Origin of the sequence: Mucilaginibacter aquariorum, from assembly GCF_024498135.1 — a bacterium.
Taxonomy (GTDB): Bacteria; Bacteroidota; Bacteroidia; order Sphingobacteriales; family Sphingobacteriaceae; genus Mucilaginibacter; species Mucilaginibacter aquariorum.
Map to the genome: position 1 here is coordinate 845,932 of NZ_JANHOH010000002.1, position 20,304 is coordinate 866,235.

At 42.0% G+C, this 20,304-nt stretch carries 19 protein-coding genes and 1 pseudogene; 12 read left to right on the top strand and 8 right to left on the bottom strand.

Annotated elements, in window-relative coordinates; genetic code table 11:
• Positions 1-29: 29 nt before the first annotated feature.
• Together NPE20_RS14810 and NPE20_RS14815 are read right to left on the bottom strand one after the other, a co-directional pair.
• Positions 30-536 (bottom strand): DUF3347 domain-containing protein, encoded by a 507-nt coding sequence (locus NPE20_RS14810; RefSeq protein WP_256539443.1) that lies wholly within the window; start codon positions 534-536, stop codon positions 30-32.
• Positions 537-653: 117 nt separating this feature from the next.
• Positions 654-1,052, bottom strand: a complete 399-nt coding sequence (locus NPE20_RS14815) for an HYC_CC_PP family protein (protein ID WP_256539444.1) — start codon at positions 1,050-1,052, stop codon at positions 654-656.
• A gap of 174 nt (positions 1,053-1,226) precedes the next feature.
• Between NPE20_RS14815 and NPE20_RS14820 the strand changes: the two genes are divergently transcribed.
• Both NPE20_RS14820 and NPE20_RS14825 read left to right on the top strand, forming a co-directional pair.
• The gene (locus NPE20_RS14820; protein ID WP_256539445.1) at positions 1,227-1,688 is read left to right on the top strand and encodes a 5-fold beta-flower protein; all 462 of its coding nucleotides are present in this window, start codon (positions 1,227-1,229) and stop codon (positions 1,686-1,688) included.
• 100 nt (positions 1,689-1,788) lie between these two features.
• Positions 1,789-1,962, top strand: coding sequence for a hypothetical protein (locus NPE20_RS14825; RefSeq protein ID WP_256539446.1), 174 nt, complete (start codon positions 1,789-1,791; stop codon positions 1,960-1,962).
• Between the two features lie 157 nt (positions 1,963-2,119).
• Here NPE20_RS14825 and NPE20_RS14830 read toward each other — a convergent pair whose 3' ends face one another.
• The 3 genes from NPE20_RS14830 to NPE20_RS14840 form a co-directional block, all read right to left on the bottom strand.
• Entirely contained in the window at positions 2,120-3,253 is a 1,134-nt protein-coding gene (locus NPE20_RS14830) for an efflux RND transporter periplasmic adaptor subunit (RefSeq protein WP_256539447.1), read from the bottom strand.
• 10 nt (positions 3,254-3,263) lie between these two features.
• Positions 3,264-7,616, bottom strand: coding sequence for a CusA/CzcA family heavy metal efflux RND transporter (locus NPE20_RS14835; RefSeq protein WP_256539448.1), 4,353 nt, complete (start codon positions 7,614-7,616; stop codon positions 3,264-3,266).
• 89 nt (positions 7,617-7,705) lie between these two features.
• A complete protein-coding gene (locus NPE20_RS14840) occupies positions 7,706-8,092 on the bottom strand; it encodes a hypothetical protein (protein ID WP_256539449.1) in 387 nt (128 codons plus the stop codon).
• Positions 8,093-8,625: 533 nt separating this feature from the next.
• Between NPE20_RS14840 and NPE20_RS14845 the strand changes: the two genes are divergently transcribed.
• From NPE20_RS14845 to NPE20_RS14865, 5 genes are all read left to right on the top strand, one after another.
• Positions 8,626-9,315 (top strand): VIT1/CCC1 transporter family protein, encoded by a 690-nt coding sequence (locus tag NPE20_RS14845; protein ID WP_256539450.1) that lies wholly within the window; start codon positions 8,626-8,628, stop codon positions 9,313-9,315.
• A gap of 192 nt (positions 9,316-9,507) precedes the next feature.
• On the top strand, positions 9,508-9,948 hold the full coding sequence (locus NPE20_RS14850) for a thioredoxin family protein (protein ID WP_256539451.1): 441 nt from the start codon (positions 9,508-9,510) through the stop codon (positions 9,946-9,948).
• Positions 9,935-10,870 (top strand): FAD:protein FMN transferase, encoded by a 936-nt coding sequence (locus NPE20_RS14855; RefSeq protein WP_256539452.1) that lies wholly within the window; start codon positions 9,935-9,937, stop codon positions 10,868-10,870. The genes NPE20_RS14850 and NPE20_RS14855 overlap by 14 nt, the downstream gene beginning before the upstream one ends.
• Before the next feature lie 49 nt (positions 10,871-10,919).
• Positions 10,920-11,099 (top strand): DUF4266 domain-containing protein, encoded by a 180-nt coding sequence (locus tag NPE20_RS14860; protein WP_256539492.1) that lies wholly within the window; start codon positions 10,920-10,922, stop codon positions 11,097-11,099.
• A 12-nt stretch (positions 11,100-11,111) separates the two neighbouring features.
• Entirely contained in the window at positions 11,112-12,335 is a 1,224-nt protein-coding gene (locus NPE20_RS14865) for a DUF3570 domain-containing protein (protein ID WP_256539453.1), read from the top strand.
• Positions 12,336-12,578: 243 nt separating this feature from the next.
• On the opposite strand, the pseudogene NPE20_RS14870 reads toward NPE20_RS14865, so the two are convergent.
• The 3 genes and pseudogenes from NPE20_RS14870 to NPE20_RS14880 all read right to left on the bottom strand — a co-directional run.
• Positions 12,579-13,022 (bottom strand): annotated as a pseudogene (locus tag NPE20_RS14870) (DUF4142 domain-containing protein); the annotation flags it as partial.
• A 188-nt stretch (positions 13,023-13,210) separates the two neighbouring features.
• The gene (locus tag NPE20_RS14875) at positions 13,211-13,480 is read right to left on the bottom strand and encodes a helix-turn-helix domain-containing protein (RefSeq protein ID WP_256539454.1); all 270 of its coding nucleotides are present in this window, start codon (positions 13,478-13,480) and stop codon (positions 13,211-13,213) included.
• A gap of 6 nt (positions 13,481-13,486) precedes the next feature.
• On the bottom strand, positions 13,487-14,164 hold the full coding sequence (locus NPE20_RS14880; protein WP_256539455.1) for a cytochrome b/b6 domain-containing protein: 678 nt from the start codon (positions 14,162-14,164) through the stop codon (positions 13,487-13,489).
• A gap of 133 nt (positions 14,165-14,297) precedes the next feature.
• Here NPE20_RS14880 and NPE20_RS14885 point away from each other — a divergent pair, with 133 nt between their 5' ends.
• From NPE20_RS14885 to NPE20_RS14905, 5 genes are all read left to right on the top strand, one after another.
• A complete protein-coding gene (locus NPE20_RS14885) occupies positions 14,298-14,903 on the top strand; it encodes an HD domain-containing protein (RefSeq protein WP_256539456.1) in 606 nt (201 codons plus the stop codon).
• Between the two features lie 41 nt (positions 14,904-14,944).
• Entirely contained in the window at positions 14,945-15,622 is a 678-nt protein-coding gene (locus tag NPE20_RS14890; RefSeq protein ID WP_256539457.1) for a response regulator transcription factor, read from the top strand.
• Positions 15,619-16,899 carry a sensor histidine kinase gene (locus NPE20_RS26970; protein WP_494337225.1) on the top strand — a complete coding sequence of 427 codons (1,281 nt, stop codon included), beginning with the start codon at positions 15,619-15,621 and terminating at the stop codon, positions 16,897-16,899. The genes NPE20_RS14890 and NPE20_RS26970 overlap by 4 nt, the downstream gene beginning before the upstream one ends.
• 153 nt (positions 16,900-17,052) lie before the next feature.
• Positions 17,053-17,391 carry a zinc ribbon domain-containing protein YjdM gene (locus NPE20_RS14900; protein ID WP_256539459.1) on the top strand — a complete coding sequence of 113 codons (339 nt, stop codon included), beginning with the start codon at positions 17,053-17,055 and terminating at the stop codon, positions 17,389-17,391.
• Between the two features lie 544 nt (positions 17,392-17,935).
• Positions 17,936-19,843 carry a PAS domain S-box protein gene (locus NPE20_RS14905; protein ID WP_256539460.1) on the top strand — a complete coding sequence of 636 codons (1,908 nt, stop codon included), beginning with the start codon at positions 17,936-17,938 and terminating at the stop codon, positions 19,841-19,843.
• Positions 19,844-20,304: the final 461 nt, after the last annotated feature.

The window sequence follows — 20,304 nt, forward strand, 5'->3', positions numbered from 1 at the left end:
AGGCCGCCATTTACGGCGGCCTTGTGAACTTATTTTGCTGCCGGAAGCGTTTGTTTTACCTCACCGCAGGTGAGCATCTCATTACCGTAGTAAGGGTTTTTGATAGTCGCGGCTTCACTTAGCCAATAGGTTTTTTTCATCGGACAATAAGCCCAGTACACCGCCGCCGTATTCAATTTTAAAGCCTTTACTGTAGCAAATAGAGTTTCAGATAAACTGGCAAAATGCTCACGCTGATGGGCGATATTGCTATTTTCAGCGATGTGGCGGGCATCGAACTGAAGTTTAGCAGCATATTTTGTCCAATTTGTTTTATCAGCAGCCGAAAGCTGGTCAGCCGGAAACGCAGTAATGGCAGCAAGAAGGTCTTTCGCCTTTGCACTGGTAGCCGCACCATCGCCGCTGATGAGGGCATTTTTTACGCCATAATACGCGATAAGAACTGCATCTTTTTTTGGCGCATTGTCTTGCGCACTAACGGAGGAAATAGAAAATATCGCGATCATCGCGCCTATTAGAATTTGGATCTTTTTCATTTGTCTTTAGAATTAATTGTATAAACAATGCGCTTCTGCCTTAGCAGAAGGTTATATTTTGAAACAGGGGCTGATTATCAATACAGATTCGGCCCTGTGGAATGACAGAAGATATTATCAGATCAGAAAGGCGCAGTTACGCAGAAAGAGAGGCACAGCAATTTGGGGTGGCGGTGCTTGTTTGATAAACGGCTTAGCTGTCACTGTAACTATGGTGCTGCCGACAAAACGAAAGGGTTCACCAATAGGCAGACCGGTGCTCGTACCCAAACTGATATGGGTATAGCTCGGCAAACTGCTTTTGTCTGATTTAAGTAACTGATGCTGGTGGGTACAACACTCTTTAGCAGCTTTTTCTTTGCGCTCCATACCGCAGGTGTCGCACTTTTTTGTATGATCATGCCACAGGCTGACTTTGATCAAGTGCCCCATGCAATACTGGTAATGCAGGGTCGCCCCGGAAGAAACGCCCAGGTATAGCACAGTTATAAAGGTGACGAACAGTTTTTTAATCACAGCGCAAATGTCGGCAATAAAAGCGAACGGCGTTTATATAATTCCGTTTTCCTTTTATAATTTAATGCTAAAATAAGCCGTTCGGGCATAGCGCCTAATGACGAAGATCATCTTTTTTTATGCTGTTGATCAGTTAATTACAACTGGTTTTCAAGTTTTTTTGTAAGAAAAATCATGAAAAAGATCCACACCACTGTATTAGCTGTAGCGGCGCTGCTATTGCTGACCGTTACTACCGTATTCGCGCAAAAAGCGCCGGCAAAAGCCACTTCGACAATCATTCGTATCGACAAAAAAGGCGGTATACATGATCATGGAGGTACACTTCTCGGACATATCGACAAGAATAATATCGTCAGGAATATTAAAGGGGAAACCATTTACTTTATTGACAAGGATGGTAACGTCATTGATGCCAAGGGAAATAAACTTGGAAAGGCAAAAAAGAACGGCTTTTACCTAAACAATAACGGCGAAACGATACTGACCGTAAAAGACAAAGGTGCAGAAGAGTGCGAGATATTGGATCCGCAGGGCCATAATTTAGGAACAACGCATAAAAATTACAAATTACATGCCTGTGCAGCCCATTGCCTTTTTTTGAAAGAGAAAAACACACCCCGTCCCATAAATTAATTTAAAGGGTACGGCCTCCGTACCCTTTAAATTATAGGCCTCGCTGTCACTGCCCGGATAGCTTAAACTGGCTGAGCATAATGCCGGTGACGCTTTTAAATTGTGCGAACTGTTAAGCAAAAGATCTGGTCTGATCGCTATCGCCGGCACCGGGAATATGGAAGAACTTGCCGCTAAGGAGGCGAGCGTTAGCAAAGCGGCCGAAGCTATACACTATTCTGTTACCAGGCAAGAAAGCAGATCGGCGCATTGGCAGCGGCGATGGTGGGGTTGACCTGCTCATATTTTACATCACGCCTGAATTTTACAAGCAGGATTAGTTTTTTAAAAGCTTGCCCGTAATGCTGTGCTTTACGCCAGCGTTCTAGCTCACTTACTGCATTTTCAGAAATAGTTATATTTCAAAACTTTTATTTTTTTATTGTTGGCAATTATTCTGCCTTATTTTTCATCATCATTAGTAACGAATAGGCTCCCTGTGTTACAAATACCGAATTTGATGTCATATCGTTCGACAGCGAAACAATTTCAGTAAAGCCATTTTCACTTTCGCCAGTATTGATCGCTGTCATCTCGAACTGGTGGTTTCCGATAACTTTATAGATATATTGTTTACCTTCAAATTGAACAATAGCTTCATTGGCGATCCCATAAGCCTTTGTATTTTTCACCTGAATTTCAGCATTCATATAAGTACCCGGAACCAATGTTTTATCATAGGTTTCAAAATGGCAATGCACATCGGCATTCCTGTCGGCAGAAAGATCACGGCCGATCAATAAAATCTCCCCGGCATGCTTTTTTGTAGGTTCGTTGTTAGTGTAAGCCAGGAGTTTTTGACCGATGTATAATTTATCAAGATCCTTCTCGTACACTTTTAACGCCAGGTGAATATCTGTAGGATTAACCAGTTCAAAAAGCACTTCAGTAGGAGATACATATTTGCCGATATTGACATTCACTTTAGATACAAAGCCATTAATCGGAGAATATATGTTTACGCTCCTGGATATTTTAGACGCGCTGATATTAAGAACATTGATCCCAATAAGCTGAAGTTTCTCTGCTAAAGAACTCATCAAAACCTGCTGGCTCCGGTATTCGGCTTCAGCCTGCTGAAAAACTTTGTCGCTGCTGGCTTTACTCTGGTTAAGGTCTTTTTGGCGGGTATATTCATTTTCCAGGTAGCCGATCTTTGCTTTCGCTGTCAAATAATCCTGCTGTAACTGTATGTATTGCTGATCCTCGATAATGGCAATAGCTTCCCCTTTATTTACGTGCATGCCTGGTAATAATTTGGTAGATTTTAAATAACCACCCAAGGGTACACTTATAGATACCATGTTTTGCGGCGGAACGTCAATTTTGCCGTTAAGCTTCAATACAGATGATATTTCCTTTTGCCCGATCTTACCGGTGGCTATTGCTGCATTTTTTAATTGCGCATCTGTAAGGGTTACAATGTTGGGATTAATAGCTTGTTCTGCGTTTTCAGCAGCAGGCTTCTTTTCGCCACAGGCCGATAGCAGCACAATAAGCGTTGATAAATATATGATAGTTCTCATGAGTTGAATTTTAATTGTTAGTAAGATAGTTAAGTTGTATGATGGCCTCATTAAGGCTGCGAACGGCATCCAGGTAATCATTTTTAATAGTAGTGGACTGGTTAATCAGTTGTACCCATTCCAGGTAGTTAATGTTGCCAGCAGCTATTTGTTGGTTGGCCGTTTTGGCTATCAGCTCTGCGTTTTTTAATGGCTTGCTTTCAAAATATTGCACCGTTTGCAGGTATTTGCGGTATTGGGCAATCGCAGTTTGATAGGCAGAGGCCATACGCTCCATTTCCAGGGAATAGTTACTTTCGGTTAGTTGTTTATTCACCTTTGCACTGTTGATCCGAGCCTTTTGCGCTCCGGTAAAAATGGGGATACCGACACCCAACTGAACAGAATTAAAACGGTTTGAGCCATTGTAAAGTTTATCATCAGCACCAATGCCTTTGATACTGGTATTGTTATAACCTACGGATAGATCAGGCAAAAGCTTACTTTTCTCCAGCAATATTGTCGCATCAGCAATTCGTTGTTGCTGCGCTATCAATTTTATCGCCGGGTGTTCCGTTAATTTTAAGGTGTCCATGGCAGATTCAAGCGTTAACTTATAAACTGAATTATCCGGCATTAATTTCCCGGTCGAATTAAGCAGTAGCTGAAATTGCACCTGTAATATGGCCGCATCTTCTTTTAATTGGCTCAATTGTATTTGTATTTGATCGAGAAGTGTTTCAGCACTCGTTTTTTCTAAAATGTTTGTTTCTCCTTTTTCCAAACGCAATGTTGCTTTTTTATAGAAACTCAGGTACAGGCTATCCATACGTTGCAGTAATAGCTTTTTTTGTTCCATAAATACCATTGTATAAAATACCTGGCTAACTTGCTTTTTTAACATGGCCTGGTTAACGGCAACATTTAGCACACTACTGTTCCAGTCGGCTTTTAACAGTTGTTTTTGCCTGCTGTACACTGTAGGAAAACTAAAGGATTGAGAAATGCCGAACTTAGTGTCCATATAACTACTGTTTATCTGCCCAAATTCACCAAACAAGTTGGCCTGGGAGATATTAGCAGCCGTACCAATCAGCATTTGCTGGTAATTTGCTTTTAACTGCTCGTGCCGTACCTGTAAATTATTTTTCAATGCAGTGTCAATGGCTGCTTTAAGTGTAATGGGTGTTTGGGCTTTGGAAGGCTGGCTGATCACCGTCAGTAGCGCAATAGAGAGCAAAGTTGTGGTTGTAGCACTAAGTGAAGTTTTAAAACCTTTCTCAAACATGATATACAAAACGGGCAATACAAACAAAGTAAGAAAAGTGGCTATCAGCAAACCGCCAATAACCACGGTAGCTAAAGGCCTTTGTACTTCGGCACCAGCGCCGTTACTGAGGGCCATCGGGAAAAAGCCCAATGAAGCCACAAATGCGGTCATGAGTACCGGCCTTAGCCTTACCTTGGTGCCCATTAGTACAATACGTTTTAAATCGGTCATACCTTCTTTTTTTAACTGGTTAAACTCAGATATTAGTACAATGCCGTTAAGGACAGCTACACCAAACAAGGCTATAAAGCCAACGCCCGCGCTGATACTGAAAGGCATACCCCGCAGGGCCAGGAATAGGACACCACCTATGGCTGATAGTGGGATTGCAGAATAAATCAATAATCCGTGCTTAATGGAGTTGAAAGCAAAATATAGCAGTAAAAAAATAAGAAGTAACGACACCGGAACAGCTATTAACAAGCGTTGCTTCGCCGCGCTTAAGTTTTCAAAAGCCCCGCCGTACGTTACATAATAACCGGTAGGGAATTTAAGCTGCTTATCTACCTTAGCCTGAAGTTCGGTAACAATGGTTTGCACATCGCGGCCGCGAACATTAAACCCTACAACGATACGGCGTTTGGCATCTTCCCGCTGTATTTGGTTAGGTCCATCTTTTATCTGTACTTCTGCAAGCAGATATAGAGGTATCTGTGTACCCTGCGAAGTCGGTATCAACAAATTTTGAATGTCTTTCAAGCCCCGTTTCTGCTCACCACTAATCTTCACCACTACCTCAAAGCGCTTTTCGCCCTCAAAAAGGGTTCCGGTGCTTTGTCCAGCCAGCGCGGTATTTACTACACGGTTGATATCGGTGATATTAAGATTGTATTGGGCTATTGCACTGCGGTTATAATTGATGATGATCTGTGGCATGCCCGCAACCGCCTCTACATACAGGTTTTTTGCTCCATCAACCGTATTAATTATCTTGCCCAGTTTTCCCGCATAAGCGGCAAGGGTATCCAGGTCTTCTCCGAAAATTTTACACACTACATCCTGTCGCGCCCCGGTCATGAGTTCGTTAAAACGCATTTGTACCGGGAACTGAAAGCCAGCCGTAACGCCGGGAACGGCCTGCAACGCCTTACCCATTTTTTCGGATAATTCATTGAACGTTTTAGCGGATGTCCATTCGCCTTTTGGTTTCAATATCACCATCATATCGCTGGCATCCATGGGCATCGGATCGGTGGGGACTTCACCGCTGCCAATCTTAGTAACCACTTTTTCTACTTCAGGGAACTGACTTTTTAAAATGTGTGCAGCTTTTTGGGTGTTGGCTATGGTGGTATTTAAACTGCTACCTGTAAGCACTCGGGTATCCACCGCAAAATCGCCTTCTTCCAGCGCAGGGATAAACTCGCCGCCCAGGGTGGTTAAAATATAAGCTGAAAATATAAACAGGCAAATAATGGTCAGCAATACTGTTTTTGGAAAAGTAATCACCCGGCTCAGCGCAGATTGGTAGGCTCTTTCTATCTTCGCCATTAACCGGTCTGAAAAATTAGGCTGGTGTTTGATCCTTTTACTCAGGAAAACCGAGCTCATCATCGGGATATAGGTTAGTGACAAAATAAATGCGCCTAATAAAGCAAAAGCAACTGTTTGCGCCATGGGCTTAAACATTTTGCCTTCGATTCCCTGTAAGGTGAATATTGGTAAGTATACCACCAAAATAATAATCTGCCCAAAAATCGCGCTGTTCATCATTTTGCTGGCAGATGCATTTACCTCGTTATCCATGTCTTCCTGCCCAAGCGTGCCAACGCTTGTAAAATATTTACTGTGGCTAAGCCGGTGCATCACCGCTTCAACAATAATAACGGCCCCATCCACAATTAAACCGAAGTCAAGTGCTCCCAGGCTCATCAGGTTACCGCTTACGCCAAAAAGGTTCATCATAATAATGGCAAACAACATAGCCAGCGGGATAACGGATGCGACCAGCAATCCGGCCCTGAAATTACCGAGGAATAATACCAGTACAAACACCACGATCAGCGCACCTTCCAAAAGGTTATGCGCTACAGTACCAATGGCATTGTTCACCATTTTGGTTCGGTCCAGGAAAGGCTCGATCACCACGCCTTCCGGCATGGTTTTTTGAATTTGTACAATGCGCTCTTTTACGTTTTTTATCACCTCGCTGCTGTTGGCACCTTTCAGCATCATCACAACTGCCCCCGCAACTTCACCTTCATCGTTATAGCACATGGCACCGTAACGGGTAGCATAGCCTATTTTTACATCAGCTACATCTTTAATAAACAGCGGAGATCCATCGCTGGTGTTTTTAATGACGGTGTTATTGATGTCATCCACACTCCCTAATAATCCCTGGCTGCGTATATATAATACTGTTGACCCTTTTTCGATATAAGCACCGCCGGTATTTTGGTTGTTGTTTTCCAACGCTTTAAAAACATCGGTGATGTTAATATTATGAGAAAGCAGCTTGTTAGGGTCAATTTCAATAGAATACTGCTTAAGTTTGCCGCCAAAACTGCTTACTTCGGCCACGCCTTTAACACCCAATAACTGGCGGCGCACTATCCAGTCCTGAATGGTGCGCAGGTCTGTTTCATTGAATTTTGCTGCATATCCTTTTTTAGGGCGCACAACATATTGGTATATCTCACCAAGTCCGGTACTTACCGGGCCAAGTTCGGGGGTGCCAATGCCTGCAGGTATTTGTGTTTGCACCTTTTGCAAACGTTCGGCAACTTGTTGCCTTGCCCAGTAGACATCGGTGGCATCGTCAAAAACAATAGTTACCAGTGAAAGGCCGAACCTCGAAAAACTCCGGATCTCTTTAAGACCCGAAATGTTGCTGTTTGCCTGTTCAATAGGATAGGTAACTAAACGTTCGATATCGGTGGCCCCGAAAGAAGGGGCAATGGTGATAACCTGTACCTGGTTGTCCGTAATATCGGGTACGGCATCAATAGGCAGTTTCGTAAATTGGTAACTGCCATAGCCGATAAGGGCAATTATAAAAAGCCCGATGATCAGCTTGTTCCTTACGGAAAAAGCAATGATATGATTTAACATAAAATAAATCTTGAAGAATTAGTAATTCAAAAAGTACTGTTAGCAAATGAATAAGCTAAACACTATTTATAAAATTGATAGGAAACTAATCAGCAAGATTTCGGCGGTTGCCAGATACCCGTTAAGTGAAAGGTTGGAATAAACTGTTCCTGCGGAATGGCGGTCTTCACTTCTACCAATGAAATTAACGGAATTGTCAGCGTTTGCAGGCATGGCGGAAAATCTACCGGCGAAACTGTTGCTGCACAATTATCAGTCTTCTTGAACGGAAGTTTCATATCATCATCGTAGTCTTTATCTTTCGGACTTCCATGCATGTAATGCATATCCAAAAACTGGAGGAGCGAGATGCTTTTGTTTTCTATGCGGTGTTGTGCAAAGTGCTCAAAAAACATAGGTATTTTCAACAACTGATGAAGTTCAGTCGTTGAAAACAGATAGGCTGTTAAGAGTAATATCGCGGTGACGTTTTTCAAAACTTTGTAAAGTTAGGAATAATATTTAATCGTTATTGATCTCAAATGAGGTGATTGTCAACGAACAATCATTTAAATCTGTAGGAAAACTGAAGTTTAAGAAAGTGAGTTTCAAGATCCCAAAGATGGCTATCCACGGACTATATATTAATGTCGATTGTCATTAATATGTTTGATTATAATTACTTAGATAGGTTGGTCAAATGCTGACTTTCGTTAAAAAAACCATGAGCCAAACACACATTCACCAGCTGATCATCCACCTGCCGATTATAGGCGCGGCGTTGAGTTTATTTGTTTGAGCCATGGAGAAAAATCAATTCTGCTTTGAATTTGTATAATCCACCATTAGCGCGTAGAAGGTCACTTGCTTAGTAAAAATCAATATTGATTTCTTTTAAACTCCAGATTTTATTCAGCATTTAATGATAAAATTGATAGCGGTTGACTCAATGTTTAGTGTTGATAACCTAATTTTTAAAAGAAACTTTGACCGATTGTAATATTTTTCAAACTATGAATAGTCAATTCTCATGCATAAAGAAAATCATGTAACCGGCTCTGAAACTATACGAGATATAGTTATCGGAATGTCAGATGGTTTAACAGTCCCCTTTGCGCTTGCTGCCGGCCTAAGCGGGGCCATAAGTTCTTCTGGCATTGTTGTAACCGCGGGCATTGCAGAGATCGTAGCGGGTTCAATAGCGATGGGCTTGGGTGGCTTTTTAGCCGGGCGAACGGAATCTGACCATTATAATTCTGAATTAAAGCGCGAGTACGATGAGGTAGAACGTGTGCCGGAGCAGGAAAAGGCGGAAGTAAAGGAAGTATTCGCGGCATTCGGACTGTCCGAAGCTTTGCAGCAGCAGGTTGCCGATGAGATGGCAAAAGACACACATAAGTGGGTAGATTTCATGATGCGCTATGAATTAGGTCTGGAGGAACCTCAAGCTAACCGGGCCACTAAAAGTGCCGTTACCATTGGCTTGTCTTATATTGTGGGCGGTATTATTCCGCTTTCTCCTTATCTCCTGGAAAATAATTCTCAAACAGCACTAGTTTATTCCTGCATCGTAACATTGATTAGCCTTTTTATATTCGGCTATTTTAAAAGCAAGCTTACCGGCCAGCCGGCTATAAGCGGTGCGTTTAAGGTTGTTGTAATAGGCGCTCTGGCTGCCGGTGCTGCATTTGTTATGGCCAAACTGATCAATGGGAAATGATCCTGGTCATTTAATTGTTAAAAATTGTTAATTAATAAGGTATACCCCGAAATTCATATTAAATCCAGAATTGGCGTTTAAACTTGTATATCAAAACGCTTGTATTGCGAGAATACAATCTTTCGTTAGCGGCCTGCGATACAAGCCGATCAGAGGCACATCATTACGGATATATTCTTAAAATTAAAAACCATGAAACAGATACTTGTTATAATATTATTTGCTTTTGCAACGCCTGCAATCAATTGGTCAGGCGATTTTAACGAGGCGCTAAAAGAAGCACAAAAAACGCACAAACTGATTATTATAAACTTTTCGGGAAGCGACTGGTGCGGTCCTTGCATCCGTACACGAAAAGAGATACTGGAAACCAAAATATTTGAAGATTACGCTTCCGGTCACTTGGTGTTAGTAAGGGCCGATTTTCCCCGTCAAAAGAAAAATCAACTACCTAAAGAACAGGTAAAAAGAAATGAAACTTTAGCGGATAGATACAATCCAGACGGCGAGTTTCCGCTAACCCTGCTGGTTGACGAAAATGGTAAAGTGTTAAAAAAATGGGAAGGCTTCCCTAATGTAACCCCACAGAAGTTTGTAGATCAAATTAATCAAACCGCAAATGCAAGCCATTGAAACCGTTCACAAGCGGGGTCTCAAATTGATGGGTAACCGGTTTGAAATAAGTGTAGTTGCCGATGACAAACACTGGGCGGAAACTAGAATCGATATAGCTATAGCTGAGATTCAGCGCATTGAAAAACAACTTACAACATTCAGTGACGATAGCCAAACCAACCGGATAAATGCTAATGCCGGTATTGCTCCTGTTAAAGTAGACCAGGACGTATTCGATCTTATAGCGCGTTCGCTAAAGATTTCTGAATTAACGCAGGGTGCTTTTGATATTACCTATGGCTCGATTGATAAGTGCCTGTGGAATTTCGACATGAATATGAAGGCTTTGCCTGATGTTGCGACAGCTCAAGCTTCTGTACGATTGATCAATTACCAAAACGTAATATTGGATAATGAAAACACAACCGTTTTTTTAAAAGAACAAGGTATGCGTATAGGCTTCGGCGGTATTGGTAAAGGATATGCCGCAGATAAAGCCAAGGCTATTTTGCAGCAAAACGGGGTTAAAAGCGGTATTGTAAATGCTGCTGGCGACCTGGTTACCTGGGGATTACAACCCAACGGCAAACCCTGGACGATAGCGATTGCCGACCCGGATCAGGCAGTAACACCATTTTCCACACTAAATATTAGCAATATGGCCATAGCCACATCCGGTAACTATGCAAAATATGTAGTTATTGACGGAAAAAAATATTCACATACCATTGATCCCAAGACCGGTCTGCCGGTAAGCGGAATTAAAAGCGTTAGTATTATCAGTCCAAGCGCTGAATTCGCCGACGCCATGGCTACCCCTGTTACGGTCATGGGTGCCTATGTAGGGCTCAATTTGATCAACCAACTGCAAAATGTAGCCTGCGTGATCATTTCAGATGACAGCAAAGTTTATACATCAAAAAACATCAATATTAAATAACATGATAAAAGCCCCCCTACGTGTAATAACTCTCATTTGCGCATGCGCAATGTATAGTCTTTCATCCTGCGTCTCTGTCAAACCATACCAAAAAAACCGGCTTAATGACAGTGAAATGGACCTGACGGCGCGTAAATCGCAGAAGTTTGAACAAAGTTTTCAGCTCTATCGGGAAGGTGGGTCCGGTGCCAACGGTGGCAAAAGTGGTGGTGGTTGTGGATGTAATTAAATAAACACTTAAATGAGAAAAATATATTTAGGTGTATTGGCCATGTATATGGGCATATTGGCATCACACGCACAAACCAAACCGCAACCGGTTAAAGATTCCACTAATTATGAATCGCGAAAGCTGAAGATTGATGAGATCAATTTTGTATCGGCGTACTACCATCAAACCGGAAATAACTCAGCCGTAACGGGAGGCGTAGGGACAGAAAAGCTGACTGATTTTGCTAATACTTTCGATCTGCAAATGTCGAAATACAGCAAAACAGGTAAAAAGCACACGTTTAATTTTGAGTTAGGTGTTGATCATTATACATCGGCCTCGTCAGACAAGATCGATCCTAACAGTGTTTCATCGGCGTCAAGCCAGGATACCCGTATTTACCCATCTTTTAACTGGACGGTTTCCAATGATAAAACTGGGAATGCCTTTGGTCTTACTGCATCCTATTCACGCGAATATGATTATCAATCATTCGGTGGGGGCATCAACATCACCCGTATGTCTAAAAATAAAAACACGCAGTTTGATTTTAAGGCACAGGTATTTTTAGACAAATGGAAAGTGATATTGCCGGTGGAACTTCGGCCCCCGGGCTATGGATCAGGTTCTGAACATGAAGACAATAGACCAGTAGATTATAAGGCGCGCAATTCGTTCAGTACATCCTTTTCACTTTCACAAGTGTTAACGCAGCGTTTACAAATGGCGCTGATTGTAGAACCATCCTACCAGCATGGCTTATTAGCCACCAAGTACCAGCGGGATTATTTTACGGATGGTTCTGTGCGGGTAGAAAACTTGCCTGATAACCGTTACAAACTCCCTATCGGGTTAAGATTTAATTACTTTTTAGATGACCACTTCGTTGTCCGCACCTTTTACAGGTATTACATGGATAATTGGGGCATAAGGGCACATACTGCCGAAGTGGAGATCCCGGTAAAATTAACCTCCTTTGTTTCGGTAAGTCCCTTTTACCGTTACAATACACAAATAGGTACCCGGTATTTCGCGCCATACGGTCAGCATGATCCGTCGGCACAATTTTACACCAGCGATTATGACCTGTCCAGCCTGCACAGCAATTTTGTTGGTGCTAATATCAGGTTGTCTCCGCCTACCGGCGTGTTTGGCAATGCACACTTTACATCGCTGGAATTACGTGCAGGGCATTATATGCGTTCAACCGGTTTAAACTCAAATATTGTTACGCTTGCGCTAAAATTTAAATAGCAAGCTAAAGTACTTTCTTATCCCGGTTTAAACCTGCAAAACAGTATCGGACGATTACCGACACTCAGGATTGTTCAATCTTTAGTAGGGTCTGGAGGGCTCCATAGTATGATGCGCAAAATGGGAAGTAAAATAGCCTTTAAAAGCTTCCCCTTACTGTTTTAGAGCTTTTAAAGGCTATAGTAATGGTAACGCATATGTGTTCATACAACGATTTGCCGATACACTAGTTTACTGACTGGCTTACTTTAGCTTATCATTCAGTTCTTTTGCCATCATCAAATGATGCTGCAGAACGGGAACATCTTTGGTCGCAAAAGCTTTGATATCGGCATCTTTACCATTTTTTGCTTCCTTCGAAAATTCGCTGATATCTTCTTGATGATCTCCGACCATAAAACTGATATAGGCCTTGTCGAACTCAATACCTTTTTTACTGGTTATCTCATCGATATGCTTTTGGAATTCTTCACCCGTTTGTGCAGGTATGGTGATTTTTTTATCCGAAGCCAATTTGGTTAACAATTGCTTGTCTTTGCTGTGATCCTTAATCATCGTTTCCCCAAACATTTTCACACCCGGCGTTAACGCGTGTTTCGCAGCAAACTGGCCTAATTCGGTTTCCATAGTAACACCACTTGTGGCTTTCACCACAAATTTGCTGTCATCTTCAATTTTCTCAAGTGTTTTACTACTGTCTGCCTTCTCCTCATTAGTTTGCTCGGCAACTTTTTCACTATCTTTCCCACTGTTACTGTGACAGGCACTTAGCTATAGTAGCAAGGCGGGAATAAGAACTAAATGTTTTTTACTCATTATCATATGTTTTATTTAATTTCAGTTACAAAACATCCTCTAAAAGGTTAGCATCCCCATTAGGGATGGTTATAAACATATTTATTGTTAGCAATATGTATTTTAACAATTAATCCGGCATCAACAAGTTTCTTAAGTCGGCCGTAAAACGAACTTATGCTCATCTTATAGCCTTTTTTCTTAAACTCCAGCCACAGAAATTCAGCATCCTTAGGTTCAGTTAACATCTCAATAAATACAACAATCAAGTCGTTGGTCTTATTGTATTCTAATTGTTTTGTAGTTAACCGAGACTTAGATGATCTGTATGTTTGTAACTGCCTTTCCATTAACTGTTAATTATGCCCACTGCCGCCATTGATCATATCAGAAACAATGCCGCTTCCTTGTTTGCGTTCCGCCAGTAAAACGCTAATAATATGCACCGAAATAAATGCCAGTATAAGATACATGCAAAAGCCATGAACTTCTTTAACTGAATGACGAATTGATTTGTATGCCGCAAGTGCATCTTCAAAGGCAAGAAATAAGCCTGTAAAAACCATTACAACAAGCAGCAAGTAAAACATTCCATAGATGATTTTTACAGTCAACTCGTGCCTGGCAGCCTCCCTATCCTTTTTAATAGTATTGAATTGATCGTACGCACTTTTGATTTTTCGGAGAAATTTTTGATCAGCTAACTGAAAGAATTCCAGTATCAGCCTGAACGTCAGCAGGCCGGCTAGTGCATAACCAAAATAAATATGTATGCCCCACACACTATCGCTCAAAGCATGTGCTGCAGATCTTGCTTGGTCTTCAATTATCGTTACGCCTGCTTTTTTCAATTCGTCCTTCATTAATGCAGATGTAGCGTGGTCATCTGTAATAGTCGAGTTAATTAAGACTGTAGTAAGCGAGCCACTAATGACTAAAAGGTTAATCCAATGCCAGGCACGTAATGGCAAAGAGTACTTTTTATTATTTGACGGATGCTGAACATCACGGCGTGTTGGTTCTATTATTGCCATAGTGTAATGATTAATTTAAAGGTAAAGAGGAATACTGAAGTAATACTGGAGTGGGCGATAAAACAGCGATTTATATTAATAGCGGCATATATGAGGTAATACAGATTATATTCAGATTGTTTCCTTAAATAGCATGAAAGTAAACATTATGGGATTGGGTGGCCGGGTTGAACGATCAGAAGATTATGTTAAAAAGCTGCTCAAAGAGCGGCTACCTGATGATATGTTTTTTCATAATATAAAACATACAGAATTGGTTGTCAAAGCTGTCAGGGAAATCGGATTAGCATGTAATCTAAATAAAACAGAATCAGAAATTGTAATTGTCGCGGGCTGGTTTCATGATAGTGGTTATTGCTATACTTATGAAGGGCACGAGGAAAAAAGCAAGGCAATAGCGACCGCTTTTTTAAAGCAGTTAAATGCTGACGAAGACTTTATTCTCCATGTAACTTCCTGTATCGGGGCCACCCAAATGCCTCAGAAGCCAAATGATTTATTACAGCAGATTATCTGTGATGCAGATATGTTCCATTTGTCTCTTGATCAGTATGTATCTTATGCTGAAAATCTAAGAAAGGAATGGCATGCTAAAACAGGAAGATCTTATTCCGAAAGGGAGTGGATACTATCAAATGTCACGATGTTAAAAAAACACAGGTATTTTACGCATTATGGCCAAAACGTATTGCAAAAAAACAAACAAAAAAACATCGACCGCATGTTAACCAGCTTATAGATAGCATCAATAGTGGTTTATTAGTTGTAAATTAAGAGACTGTGAAAATATTAATTGTTGAAGATGAAAAGGGCCTTCGTGAAAACATGCTGACCTATCTTAGTGAGGAAAAAAATATATGCGAAAGTTGCACCAACCTTGCAGCTGCCATTTCCAAGCTTTCCCTATACAGCTATGACTTTGTGCTTTTAGATATTGGGCTACCGGATGGTGAAGGGTTTGAGGTGCTTCGCTATCTAAAAGATGAAATGAGAACAGAAGCGGTCATCATCATTTCAGCAAGAAACTCTTTAGATGACCGGATTAAAGGACTCAACATCGGCGCAGACGATTACCTTACAAAACCATTTCATTTGTCTGAATTAAAAGCCAGGATAGTTGCTGTTTTCCGGCGCAAATCCACCAATAGTAATAATAAGGTAATTTTTAACGAGATAAGCATCGACCTAATCGAAAGAACAGTAACGATAAACGGAACGGAAATCATTTTAACACGTAAAGAATTTGACATGCTTTTATATTTTGTTGCCAATAAAGGAAAAGTAATCGCTAAAACAGCCCTTGCTGAACATTTATGGGGAGACGAAATGGATATGCATGATAATTTCGATTTTATATATTCCCACATCAAAAATTTAAGAAAAAAAATCCTTGATGTTACTTCTAACGATTACTTAAAGTCTATTTACGGTATTGGCTACAAATTTACGGATAGATGAAGTTAGCATCACATTATAATAAGGTTACTATTGTGGTTACGCTCTCTGTTTTAATTGTGGGTGCCGTTATTTATTATTTCGCCATCAACCACATTGCCAGAACCTTGCTTGACGACCATCTATCGGAGGAGGTTTCGGAAGTGATTGGCTATGTTAACCTAAAAAAAGAATTACCCAAACAGGTTGATTTTGATGAAGATCAAACCACTTTTGCCTTACTTAAAGACCAGCACGTTCCAACAAGATTTTACGATACCCTATACAATAATCCAAAGCTTGCAGGAACAAGAGCAGGTCGTGCTGTGGAAGGCACGATGGCATTGAATGACCGGCTTTACCGGTTTAATATAATTATCTCAAAAGAAAGCACAGAGTACCTGTTACAGATAATAACCACCATCACTTTAGTATTGGTACTGGGTTTATTTTTAGTTCTGTTTCTGACGAACCGGTATTTACTTGGCGATCTTTGGAAACCATTTTATAGGATACTTGGCCAGCTAAAGGCATTTAACGTTTCTGAACCGGTAGAATTTAACCGTGTTGAAAGCAAAATTGATGAATTTGCCGAATTGGATGATGCCGTTTATCTGATGGCTAAACGTGTTAAAGGCGACTATCAAAATTTAAAACATTTCACAGACAATGCCTCCCATGAGATGCTTACGCCTTTAGCCGTAATTACATCGAAGCTAGATACCTTTATTCAAGATGAGACATTACGAAAGGAGCAATTTGATCAAATTCAGGACATTTATAGTGCTGCAGGTAAACTGTCCCGGCTTAACCAATCGCTGTTATTACTGGTGAAAATAGAAAACGATCTGATAACTGATACCGAAGAATCAGAGCTCCAGGAAGTTATTTTAGAAAAATTAAAACAATTTCAGGAGTTACTTTCCTCGAAGGAAATAACAGTGGAAACTGCTTTAACTGTTAAGAAGCTAAAAGTTAGTAAATACCTGATTGATATCTTATTAAATAATTTGATTAGTAACGCAATCAGGCATAATTATTCTAATGGGCATATTAAAATTATATTGACCGGTTCCCATCTTGTTTTCGAAAATACAGGGTCAGCAGTTACTTTGGATTCCACCGCAATTTTCAATCGTTTTCAAAAAGGATCAGGATCAGAAGGTACCGGTCTCGGTTTAGCGATTGTAAGAAATATTTGCAAAGTATACGGATGGACTATCGATTATAAATTTGTCGATGGCTTTCACTCTTTTGAAATTGGATGGAATCAAACTGAAATCCCGCAAGTACTTCACTAAATATCCCACGAATGATAATCCGGCTCAGGAAAAAAAATGGGTAATATCAACAAATCGTTTAAATAAATCTGACGGAGATTCTCGTTTTTCGCTTCTATCGGCGCTAAGACCTAAACAATTGTTACCTTTGCGCTCTCCATAAACTGAATAATCATGAGTGAATTTGCCCCTTGTCCCGTCTGCCAATCCCCTTATACTTATGAATTGGAAGGCTTATTAGTTTGTCCTGAATGCGGACATGACTGGAAATCAACGGAAGAGCCCGCAATTGAAGAGGGCTTCCTGGTGAGAGACAGCAACGGCAATAAGCTTGAAAATGGCGATACGGTGATCACGATCAAAAACCTCCCTGTAAAAGGAAGTCCGCAATCCATCAAAGCCGGCACTAAGGTTAAAAACATCCGCCTGGTGGACAGCGACCACAACATCGACTGTAAGATCGATGGTTTTGGCGCAATGGCGCTCAAATCAGAATTCGTTAAAAAAGCTTGATCGGGACCTGATGATTTTACGGCGCGATGCGCTATCTACCTGTATTAACGTTTTGGTCGCAATTGAGAATAATACGTGCAACTGGTTTGTTCGAAGATTATAATCAATATATAGCGATATCTTCACAAATGATTGCTGTTAATAAGCCGGGCGCTTATTATCTAAATTAAAAAACGAGATGCTCAGGCACTTAGGCGCAAAACGGACTCCGAAGCATAATCTTAAACTGGCAACCCTTTTAGGATTAACTGCCGGATTTGTCAATGCAGAACGATTTTTAGGGTTTTCGGTATTGACTACCAATGTTAAATTCCGAATGCTAATGACCCAATGAATCTGATGTCGCAAATTTCGTACTATTTTCTAAAAATCTATTGTCCCTCTCACTGTATATTACGATGAACTTTCACTGAAATATACAGTCAAGGAATTAATGAATCCGCGGCTCAGCCGATGTAATAAATACTCGGTACGATCTTCATTTTTGATTGGTTTTAATCATGCGTTCAATTATCTTCACGTTAAACAAAATGTTTTAATCGTAATGCAACTAATTGACGAATACGATCTGCGCAATGTAATATCCAACGCTCCGGTAGGTATTTGCATCCTGGACGCGGCAACTCAAATCATTGAAATTGTTAATCCCCGTTTTCTGAAGCTGATGGCCAGGCCCGGTGAGGACCTGCTGGGAAAAAATTACGGGGAACGCTTTCCAAAACCGGAAGTAGACGAGGCCGCCCTGAGCAAAGCACTTCGGGAGGGCCGCTCATATACCACCTACCAAACGGAACATTTGGGGGCTGGCTTTGAACAGAAAGAAACCGTTTTGCTCAGCTTTCTGTGTTCACCGGTAAAGAACCGGGACGGCAGGGTAACCCGTATAGCGGTATGGCTGCTGGAAAATGCCGTTCAGGCCGTTAATGAAGAATTGGCCGCCACGAACGAAGAATTGGCGGCTGCCAACGAGGAATATGCGGCCGTGAATGAAGAACTGGCCACCACCAATGAAGAACTGCTGGACACCCAGGTCAGTCTCCGGCAAAGTGAGCAACTCTTTCGTTCCATTGCGCTGAACATTCCCGGCTCGTTGATCGTTGTGATCGACCGAAGCCACCGGTATATTGCCATTGAAGGAGACCTCATGGAAAAGATGGGTTTCATTCAGCGGGATTATGAGGGCAAACACCCATTGGAGATTTCGCCCGAACGCTACGAGTCCTTCAGGCATTTGTACGACAGGGTACTCGCCGGCGAGAAGTTCTCTGTGGAACGCCGGACGGAAACAGAAGAGTTTTACATCGTGCATTTCGTACCGCTCAAAAACGAAGCCGGTGAAACAACGCAGGGCCTGATCATCACCCTGGACATCACGGGCATCAAACAGGCGGAAGAAAAGAGTGCGAAACTGGCAGCGATTGTTGAGTCCTCTGACGATGCGATCATCAGTAAAACACTGGAAAGTGTAATCACCAGCTGGAATGCATCGGCCGAACGAATGATCGGCTATACGGCCGGAGAAATGATCGGACAGACGATTTACAAAATTATCCCTCCGGACAGACTGGAAGAAGAGCCGGAAATACTAGCCCGTTTAAAAAAGGGCGAAAGGGTAGATCATTTTGAGACCAAACGATTAACAAAAAATGGACAGCTTTTAGACGTCTCACTGACTATTTCCCCGGTTAAAGATAAAGAGGGCAGGATCATCGGTTTGTCCAAAATTGCGCGGGATATTACCGAAAAGAAGATGGAAGAACAGCGGAAGAGCGATTTTATCGGCATGGTCAGTCATGAGCTTAAAACGCCGCTGACTTCCTTGTCGGCGATAATTCAAATGGCTCATATTAATCTGCGGCAGAGCGACGACCCTTTCCTGCCCGGGGCAATGGAAAAAGCAACCCGTTTGGTAAAAAAAATGGCCATTATGATCAACGGTTTTCTGAATGTTTCGCGGCTTGAAGCAGGCCAGCTGTTCATGGAAAAACAACCTTTTGAACTGGACGTACTGCTGCGGGAGATTATAGAGGAAAGCCGGCTAACAGCCAGCAACCATAACTTCACTCTGGAGGAATGCGACCGGATCACTGTTCACGCCGACCGGGATAAGATCAGTTCCGTGATATCCAACCTCATTGGTAATGCCGTTAAATATTCGCCGAAAGGCAGGCGCGTTGATATCCGCTGCCATGTGGAAGAGGAAATGGCGATTGTGAGTATAAGAGATGAGGGCATGGGCATCAAACCGGAGGATATAGACCGGATATTCGACCGCTATTACCGGGCGAAAACCGATCATACGCGGCATATCTCCGGTTTCGGTGTAGGCTTGTACCTTAGCTCCGAAATTATCAGGCGGCACGGCGGCAAAATATGGGTGGAAAGCGAAGTAGGCAAAGGCTCGAACTTTTATTTTTCATTGCCTCTTGCAGGACGTTCTTCCGGTTCATGAAAAGAATGGCAAAAACGGGTTGATTGCGCTGTAAATAGCTGCGCTTCGTTGCTGTACCGACGGAGCAGATCGACTTTTGGGGTTATGTCTACGCTGGCATTTTACCGTTGGCGGATCTCTCCGATGGGAAGTAGGCCCATGCGGATATGTGGATATAGCCCGCAGCTTGACCGGGAATGCCGGTCGGGCTGACTGATTGTGATCAGCCTGCGCGATGGCAACTACCCGGTAACGGGTTCTTTTTTCATCGTCTGCCTTTTCCAGATAGACATCCTCAGGCGTTACCCAATAGGTCTTACCACGCAATATGACCGTCCGGCAATCCGCTGGCAATTCGTCAGTCATATCTCCGATCAGGGGCAGCGCCGGATCGTCAATCGCGCTTTTGTGAAAGATACCATCCCTGCCGATCACTTTGTAAGCAAGTTCGCTACCAATCGCGAAGACGGCGGGCTTTATAG